Source organism: Halobacteriovorax sp. BALOs_7, assembly GCF_003612895.1.
GTDB classification, from domain to species: Bacteria; Bdellovibrionota; Bacteriovoracia; order Bacteriovoracales; family Bacteriovoracaceae; genus Halobacteriovorax_A; species Halobacteriovorax_A vibrionivorans.
In genome coordinates, this window is sequence record NZ_CP027772.1 from 2752381 (window position 1) to 2759851 (window position 7471).

Below are 7471 nucleotides of genomic sequence, written 5' to 3' on the forward strand. Positions count from 1 at the left end.
TTAGAAATCAGTTAGTGGAGAAATTGGAAAAATAATCTCAGATATATCCGAATATTTTGAGCCACTTCCCCAATAGTCTATATATTTATAACGGAAAAAATATTTACCATCTCGATTACTTCGCCAACAAAAACTAGAGCTATTTGACCAAATCTCTCTTACGATCTTAGTCATTTGTACATCACGATAGATTTCGACGAAGTATTTACTAGCAGTTAAGTAGCTAGGCAATGTTACTCGGTAGCATAGATTCTTCGAATCATATTTCATGACATACTTCTTAACTTCTTCAGGGTTTATATTCTTTGGTGGTTTTACTTTAAATTCCTTTTCACCAAGTGCTTTCTTCTTTCCCTCTTCAATCTTAGAGACTTTAATCTTGTAGTCACTCATATCCTTACTTTCAAAATCAATACTATTTTGTTTTACTTCTTTTTTCATAATCAAAGAATTTGCAGTATCGAAGACTTCGACAATATATGATTCCTTATTTTCAGATTGCTCTAAAGGCCTTGAAGAAGTGTCGGGACTGTCCCAAGAAAAAGAGCTAATAATCACATTTTGCTTATTTTTTACGGTCTTCTTCTTAATTAAAACAGCTTCATCAATTTTAATTTCTTTGGATAAAAGTTTTACTTTTGACTCTTCATTAACAACAGCTAAATTATACTTTCCACTTTTTAAATTTGTACTTTCAAATCCACCATCTTTACCGATAGAAAGTGGCACGAGTGCACCACTTGCCTTCTCAACCAACTTTACACTATGACTTGGGGCAATTAGAGGACGGTTTATATTAATCGATGTCACAATTTTATCCTCAAGTGACTTAGATTTGATTTCTTTTAATTGATACGGGTTCTCAAGCTTCAAATTTAACTTTTTCTCATAAACTAAATTACTGGAAATACTCTTTGCATTAGGAGAAGTATTTGCTGTTGATATATTAGGAATGACAGATGCGGCTCCAACTGAGACCAGTGGAAGTACTGTAACGTTAATATTTTCTTGATCAAATGATGGAAAACTAAAGTCATTATCAGAAACAATATACTCAGATTTTTTCTTAATATCTGGGTACTCGACAATTACCTTAGATTTAATACCTTTTCGCATATTAAGTTTTACTTCAACAGGCTTCTCATAATCAATCGTCTTACTTTTAAGTGCTATTGGATCCATCTTATTGGCAACGACATCAAGACTATCAAATTCGCTAAAATCAGGACTTGTTGAAACGATATATTTCCCAAAGCTTAAGCTACTAATATCAAAACTTCCATTTGTTATAGGTAACTTTGAAATCTTATTTAATACATCTGATCCTAAACTTGTAGACTTAAGATAGATATGTGAAGAGCCTATTTGAGTAGATTTTTTCTTTAAAACAACCTTGTCCTGAGTGAGTAAATCAACTTCATCAGTTTCTAAAAATGAAGTATATTGCTGAGTATCTTTAACACTACTACCTATATCGTCGTTACTTGGAAGGATATCGAAACTATCGATGGCCTTAAATGCTTGTGTAGTTGCAACTATGTACTTACCAGCTACAAGCGTAGTTATATCAAACTTATTTTCTATTACACTTAACTCTATAGGAGCTAAATTACTATTTGCAGGCTTAACAAACACATGAGTAGGTTTCTGTATTTGAGAAATATCATTAAGCTCTACTTTTGTTGTTTTTTTAATATCGACAATATCCTGTGTGACAATTTTTTGATTTGCTACATTATTATTTACATTAATTACTTCCATTGATTGGAAGTTCGGCGATGAAGAGACAATATAACTTCCAACTGCCAATTGAGATAGATTAACAAGGCCATCTTCTACTTTTATTTTCAAAGGTCCTTCACTATTATTTACTGAACGTATATAAATCTCATCTGGTATTTTTTCTGATGTCATCAAATTAGGATTTAAAGATACTTTCTTTGTATCTGCTAAATTAATTTCATCATCAACAAATAGAGATCTACCATCTATTTTATCTATTGCACCAATGACTTTGAAAGAATCAACTTTCTCAAACCCTGGACTTGTGGAAATGAGGTACTTACCTGCCGCTAGAGGTGCAGTAATAAAGCTGCCATCAGTAACTTTTAATTTTATAACATTTGTTCTTTGCCCTGAAGGCTTAAGATAGACTTCACTGATATTTTGCGAAATCAAACTCTCATCAAGCTTGACTCTATCATTCTTTGATATATCGACTTCATTAGACTTTATAATGGAAATAATCTCAGTTTTAACTTTAGAATCAGTAATTTCAAAACTATCAATAGTTTGAAAATCAGGAGACGTTGAAACAAAGTACTTACCTGCCTTTAACAAGCTTACGTTAAACCCTTTATTCTTCACATCAATCACAAAAGGTTGTGCTGAATCATTAACTGCTTTTACATAGACTTGTTTAACTTTTCCAATATCAAATTTTTCGTTGAGCTCTATCGTTTTCTTCTCTTCACGCTTAATTTTAGGTGTAGCAACAAGACGCTCTCCTTCAGCTAAACTTATTCCTTCTGGGGTAAATGAAGGAGAATTAGAATTTACTAAAGTTGACTCTCCTTCTTTTAGGTCTAACTTAGCTTTATGTTCATCTAATAAGTTTATAACAGAAGCCTCTCCTTTTAGAAGCTTAACTCCATAATTCTCTTCATTAAGTTTTTCTAGTTTTACAACCCCACCCTTTGCAACTTCAACAACAGAGTTTCCACGGTTAATTCTTAGAACTTGTTTTGTTTCACTAGCATCTACTTTCAAAGTTCCTTGATCGATATTTAAATCAAGTCCCTTTGATTCATTGATGACAACTCTAACGAGGCTATTTGGATTTATTTCAAGAGAACTCTTATTCTCTAATAATATATTGAGCGTCTGATTTGAACTGGTAAAAATCTGATCATTATTAAAAACCGTTTCTTGATTATTAATTTCAGACCATGAAAAACTTCTCTCAGTCTTTCTCTTGGCCCTTCCATCTGTTGTATCACCAACAATAATTAATTCTGATGAAATCTGATCCACTTTCGATAAATTCTGACTTAAATAAATACCCAATAAGACGAGTACACTACCTGATACCGCAAGCATTATTTCAAAGGCATTAAAGTGAGAAGATTTTAACTTGTTCATAATTTTGTGTATTTAGTCTAACATAGAAACAAAATTAATTTTATATAGGATAAAAAATGCACTTTTTTAATCTTCGAAATAAGATTCTTTCATTTGGCTTAATCATTTTAATCTTGGTTACTTCATTTAACCTCTACTATACCTACAATGTTTTTGAGGAGGATAAGGAATCATATATTTTCGAGAATGTTCTCAGAAGTACCGAATTAATCGATCGAGAGCTTGGTAAGTTAATTAGTCAACCTGACAAAGTTAAGCTCCAATTAAAGACTCAAGCTTTTAACGAAATTAAGTCCTTAATGGAGTCAGATAAGATATTTTCCTACGTTATAAAACACAAAGACAAGATTATCTTTGGAGAAGATAATTTATTTAACAAAACTGAGATAACAAGCTCTTCTCATCAAGCAATGGTAAAAGAGATAAGTTTTAACGAGGCTAAATATTTGGCCGGTATCGTGACTAACAAAACAAATGGAATCACTACAATTGCCTATATTAACAAAAGTAAGGCCTTTGCCTCCCTTGATTATCTAATAAAGAAGAATATCTACTTTGCAATTATACTCTTTGGAATTGTTCTTATTTTAACAATATTTTTTGCAAGAAGTATCACGACACCAATTCTACAGATTATTCAAAGAACTGTGGATATTTCTAATGGTGATTATGACAATAAGGTTGTTGTAAAAACCAACGATGAGCTTAGGATACTTGGGGATAGTGTCAATACAATGTCCCATGAGATTAAGACTCTTCTTGATCAAAAACAGGAAATGATCGTCAAATTAGAAGAGGCAAATAAGCAACTCGATATCTACAGTAAAGACCTCGAAAAACTTGTTGATGAAAGAACAAAAGACTTAAAGGATGCAAATTCATATATTACAGCAATGCTAAATTCTCTTTCACAGGGTTTATTTGTTATACGACCAGATGGAACATGTTCTGACTTATATACAAACTCTTGCTTATCAATTTTTGGAAATTCCCCAGAAAACAAACGATTTGCGGAATATATTAAGTCCGATAATGAGTCAGCTACACAGAAGTGGCTAGAGCTAACTTTTGCACAGAAGATGCCTTTTGAAAGCTGTGCACCACTTGGACCAGATAATTTCCAACAAGGTAGTCTTGGAGATGAGAACTTTAAGTATATTAATTTTGACTACTACCCTCTCATGCTTGATGAGACTCTTAGTGGCATTGTTGTTTTAGCAACGGACTTTACAGAAAAGCTAGTACTTGAAGAAAATATTAAGAGGAAAGAAGCTTATATTAACAATGTCACAGAGTATGTCCTCAATGAAGAAATCATAAAGAATCTAGTATCTGAAGCAAATAGTCTTCTTGACGAAATTATTGATTCACCTGCTAGTGACAGCTTTTGTGATCGCGCCCTTATGGTATTTCATACATTAAATGGTGGTTTTGGTACATACTCATTTAGTGATATTCAACAATATGCAATTGAATGTGAAGAATTCATTCAATCAAATGAGTCCAATCCACAAGTCGTAAACGACATAAAGATTCGTGCCGCATCTGCAAAGGACCTTATTAACGAATCAATTAACGAGTTAGATGAAAAGTTTTCAAATCATAATATTATAAGCTTTGAAAAAGATGATATCGACTATCTATCAAGATCATTAAGCTCTCTTGGTAGCGAAGGTAAAGAAGTTCTTGAGAACTTTCTACATAAGAAATCGATATCAAGTATTTTTAATCCATACCCTAAATTAGTTGAGAAGATATCACAAAGCCTAGGAAAGCCGATGAAGGACTTAATCATTCCACAGTCAGACTTTCGTATAGCACCAGAAAAAGTTCAAGAATTTTCCAACTCTTTAGTACATGTTTTCAAAAATAGTATGGATCACGGTATAGAGCCGAGTGATCGAAGGTCAGAACTAGGAAAAGAAGAAAAAGGTGAAATTAAAATTGATATTCAAACTAATAATGATCAAATTAAAATATTAATAAGTGATGACGGAGCTGGACTCAATACAGAAGCGATAAAGGAAAAGCTTTTACAAAAGTATGAATCTGATGAAATTGAAAAGCTAAGTGAACAAGACTTGATGGCAAAAATATTTGATCCCAACTTCTCCACAAGAGATAGTGTCTCCGAGTTCTCTGGACGAGGAATAGGAATGAGTGCAGTTAAAGAGGCCATTGAGAAGCTTAATGGATCAATTTATGTTGATTCCAAGAAAGGTCATGGCACACGCTTTGAATTTAATTTAAAGGTTTAATTCTTTATTGAGCTAATATCTCTTCTCTTCGGATTTGAGAAGTCGTACTTTTTTCGTACTTCACGGTACTCTTTTCTCACAGTTTGGTAATCCTTGTAATATAGAGTAAAGCCAGGAAAAATTAAATCATAATCATCAATAACTTCTTTATTATTATCCCAGATATTGATCCAATAGCGACTACGTCCATCATATACTTTTTGCGAAATTCGTCCTAATGTATCGTCCTTTTTAACTAAGTATGGATCACCTTCAGGTCTTGTATAATCTAAAACTTCTGGAACAACAGGAACTTTAATTTTTTGCCCTGTAAATAAATTAGTCGTACCATTTAATCTTTTAATATCCTTCCATCTTCTAATATCTTTATATAAGTAAAAGGCAATCTTCATGGCCGTATCATGTTGTTTTACGACATAGTAGTCAAAGGCTTCTTCATCTGCAGAAGCTGGGCCTCTTTTAATATCGTTAAAGCTTATTTCTTTTTCAATTAGTTTTGTTTTTGGTACATCTTCAAAAATCGAATCAGATCTAAGTATAGAGTGTTCCTTTTGAGCTGTGACTTCTCCAAGATCAAAAACAATTTCATCTTCAGAAACAACAACTTCTTCACTTTTACTCTCTTCCATTCCTAGTTGTTCAACTAAATTATATGAATCAAATGAACATGACTGAAGAGTTAATAAAATGACAATACTTGATAAAATCAAATTACTTTTCATACTAAATACCTCAATAACTATTCGGCACTAAGTAAAAAAAGCTTAAAGATTATTAAAGGATATAACCGAAACCTAACCCCAGTCTAAGTGTTGTGATATCAGAAGGACCACTCATCCAATGGTATTTAAATAAGCTATGAGCAAAGAAGCTATTTCCAAGGTTTTTAAATAGATAAAATAAAACCTTACTACCTGAAAAGGTTTCATTATACTCAGAAGCTGCGAAGCTATTATCTCTACTGGAAACAACTGAGTGTGAATAACTTAATTTTGTAAAAAATTTATGGCCGAGAATATCAATAGCCCTTGAAGCACCAACTGTTAAATAGATAACTTGATTTGTATCAAAAGTAACAAGAGCATTTTTTTGTAAATTTTCAAGATTAAAGGTATTAAACTTCTCAAAATCAAACCCTGTATACCACGACATCTTTGGTGACTTTAATTTATAAGAAAAATAAATATTGCCTCCAATTTCTGGATCAACTTTTACTTCATCATCTGTTTGATCAATCAAGGCAGTCGTTAAGTAAGAATAATAAATGCTCCCCGCAAAGTTATAAGGCTTCTCCTTTGGATAATAAGAAACACTTAAACCTAGAGAGATGGGTGAATTTTGTAAAAAAGTTACATCTGCATGGGCCGGATTATTTTGCGTAAAGCTTCCATATGATGCCATATAGAAAACAGAGGCCCTCAAGGGAGACTCACTTAATTCTTCTTTCAGTTTATCGAGCTTTTCCTGAGTTGTTCTTTGGGACTTCTTTAAATTAAATTGAAACTTTGAAAGCTTATCAAAATCCAAAAGATCAACAGAGATATATAGCTCAAAACGAGAGTTAGCTTTTAAGTTATTAAAATTGATTCTCTTATTATTCTTAATTGTTTTCTCAACCATAGGATGATTGATACTTACAATCGAATCGTCTTTGATAAACTTCTTATAAATTTCAGATAAACGCTCTTTATCCTTACTTACTCGGTAAGGAAGCTTAATAAACTTGACCTTTTTACTCTTGATAATTTCTTGGAAATCTAAGGGTTCTGCGCCTACTGGCAATAAAAAGACACAAAAAATAAATATAACCTTAAGAAATCCCACACTTACCCACTTAAAGAGTTAAACTATTTTTAATTATAGCAAAAGCTGTAACTAGTTCAATAAACAAGGAATGAGTACAATTCTGCCCCATAACTACCTAATATTTGTTTAAGCGAGATAATAAACATTATTGGCAATAATTTACCCCTATAAGAAAAACTAAACAAGATTTAAACTAACTTAACGGGATAGCGCGTTAAACGTTAACAAATGAAACTAATATCATGGAGTTAGTAGAATAAGTTTAT

General features: G+C 32.2%; 4 protein-coding genes. 1 reads left to right on the top strand and 3 read right to left on the bottom strand.

All coding sequences use genetic code 11. The features are described 5' to 3' along the window. On the bottom strand, positions 1 to 3141 hold the full coding sequence (locus BALOs_RS13130; protein ID WP_120405423.1) for a FecR domain-containing protein: 3141 nt from the start codon (positions 3139 to 3141) through the stop codon (positions 1 to 3). A 56-nt stretch (positions 3142 to 3197) separates the two neighbouring features. Here BALOs_RS13130 and BALOs_RS13135 point away from each other — a divergent pair, with 56 nt between their 5' ends. Continuing rightward, positions 3198 to 5399 (top strand): ATP-binding protein, encoded by a 2202-nt coding sequence (locus BALOs_RS13135; RefSeq protein WP_120405424.1) that lies wholly within the window; start codon positions 3198 to 3200, stop codon positions 5397 to 5399. Here BALOs_RS13135 and BALOs_RS13140 read toward each other — a convergent pair. Together BALOs_RS13140 and BALOs_RS13145 are read right to left on the bottom strand one after the other, a co-directional pair. Then, positions 5396 to 6121: a LysM peptidoglycan-binding domain-containing protein gene (locus tag BALOs_RS13140; protein WP_120405425.1), complete on the bottom strand. Its 726-nt coding sequence runs from the start codon at positions 6119 to 6121 to the stop codon at positions 5396 to 5398. The genes BALOs_RS13135 and BALOs_RS13140 overlap by 4 nt on opposite strands. Positions 6122 to 6173: 52 nt before the next feature. Continuing rightward, entirely contained in the window at positions 6174 to 7223 is a 1050-nt protein-coding gene (locus BALOs_RS13145; RefSeq protein WP_120405426.1) for a hypothetical protein, read from the bottom strand. Positions 7224 to 7471 lie beyond the last annotated feature (248 nt).

Excerpts from the sequence above, each read along its gene's own strand:
- BALOs_RS13130 (WP_120405423.1), bottom strand. The coding sequence starts at position 3,141 with ATGAACAAGTTAAAATCTTCTCACTTTAATGCCTTTGAAATAATGCTT.
- BALOs_RS13135 (WP_120405424.1), top strand. The coding sequence starts at position 3,198 with ATGCACTTTTTTAATCTTCGAAATAAGATTCTTTCATTTGGCTTAATC.
- BALOs_RS13140 (WP_120405425.1), bottom strand. The coding sequence starts at position 6,121 with ATGAAAAGTAATTTGATTTTATCAAGTATTGTCATTTTATTAACTCTT.